Below are 1,625 nucleotides of genomic sequence, written 5' to 3'. Positions count from 1 at the left end.
GTCGTCTTCTCGTCCCTGGCCGGACTGCTGGGCGGCCCGGGCCAGGGCAACTACGCAGCCGGCAACGTCTTCGCCGATGCGGTGGTGCAGTGGCGTCGGCAGGCAGGCCTTCCCGGCGTGTCGTTGGCGTGGGGGTCGTGGACACCGGACGTCGGGCTGACCGGGACCCTCTCGGACATCGGCCTCGAGCGGCTGGCCACCTCAGGGATGCTGCCGCTGTCGGTGGAGCAGGGACTGGAGCTGTTCGACCAGGCACTCCTCGCCGACGAGGCCGTGGTGGGACTGACCCGGCTGCGCCGCCAGGGCGAACGGTCACCGCTGATACCCTCCCTTGGTACTCGCGGCGTCGCCCGCCGCATGGCTGGGAACGACCGGCGTGACCCCGGGGGCTTCGCACAACGCTGGGCCACCATCCCGGCCGACGAGCGCCATGGGTTCCTGCTGGACTTGATCCGTGGCCATGTCGCCGCGGTCCTGGGCCATGCCTCGACCTACAAGATCGAAAACGGTCGGGCCTTCCGGGAGCTGGGGTTCGATTCGCTCACCGCGGTCGAGCTGCGCAACCGGCTCGCCATGGTGACCGGGGTGAGCCTGCCCGCCACCCTGGTGTTCGACTACCCGACACCGGACCGGGTGGCCACCTATCTGCGAGAGCAGATCGTGGGGGAGGAACCGTCAGCCGCCGAACCAGTGCTGAAGTATCTGAACAACCTCAAGGGGACCTTCCTCTCAGTGGCCTCCGACGCGGCGGATCGCGACCGGATTGCCGAGCGGCTTCGCGAGCTCCTCGACATGTGCGGCGAGCCCGAGAAGGCCGACCTCGCTGACCTCGAATCCGCATCCGACGACGACCTGTTCGCACTTGTGGACAAAGGGATCGATTAGATCGGGCATCCGGCGCTTCACCTCGCAGATCTGCTTTAGCAACACATTTAGGAGTGGAAAGAACTCATGGCCAACGAAGAGCAGCTCCGCACCTACCTCAAGCGGGCCATCGCCGACTCCCGTGAGGTCCAGCGGCGGCTGCACGAGGTCGAGGAGCGGCAGACCGAGCCGATCGCGATCGTCGGAATGGCCTGCCGCTTCCCGGGCGGAGTGTCCGACCCCGATCAGCTGTGGGGGCTGGTGGCCGAGGGCCGTGACGCGGTCTCGGCTTTCCCCGCCGACCGCGGCTGGGATCTGGACGAGTTGACCAGCTCCGGCGCGTCGGTCGCCGCGGAGGGCGGCTTTCTCCAGGGTGTCGGAGACTTCGACGCCGGGTTCTTCGGGATCTCCCCCCGCGAGGCCATGGCGACCGATCCGCAGCAACGGCTGCTGCTGGAGATGTCCTGGGAGGCCCTGGAGCACGCCGGGATCGACCCGCTTTCCTTGGCGGACACTGCGGCCGGTGTCTTCGTCGGCACGTTCCCGTCGGGCTACACCGAGGTCGCGGGCCAATCCGGCGAGGACATGGCCGGACACCTGATCACCGGTGGTTCCCAGAGCGTGGCGTCGGGCCGGGTGGCCTACGTGCTCGGTTTACAAGGCCCTGCGGTGACGGTGGACACCGCGTGCTCGTCGTCGCTGGTGGCGCTGCACCTGGCCGCGCAGGCGCTGCGGTCGGGGGAGTGTCCGATGGCGCTGGT

2 protein-coding genes are annotated in these 1,625 nt (G+C 68.6%); both read left to right on the top strand.

What is annotated here, in order from left to right:
- Window positions 1-885 (top strand): beta-ketoacyl reductase (locus tag ACP4J0_RS38400; RefSeq protein WP_426604068.1); only part of this gene is annotated, 885 nt, incomplete at its 5' end.
- Window positions 886-951: 66 nt separating this feature from the next.
- Window positions 952-1,625: beta-ketoacyl synthase N-terminal-like domain-containing protein (locus tag ACP4J0_RS38395; protein WP_426604066.1), on the top strand; the 674-nt coding region annotated here is incomplete at its 3' end.

The organism is Streptomyces sp. WG7, assembly GCF_049975785.1.
Taxonomy (GTDB): Bacteria; Actinomycetota; Actinomycetes; order Streptomycetales; family Streptomycetaceae; genus Streptomyces.
This window is presented reverse-complemented; position numbering and strand designations above follow the sequence as displayed.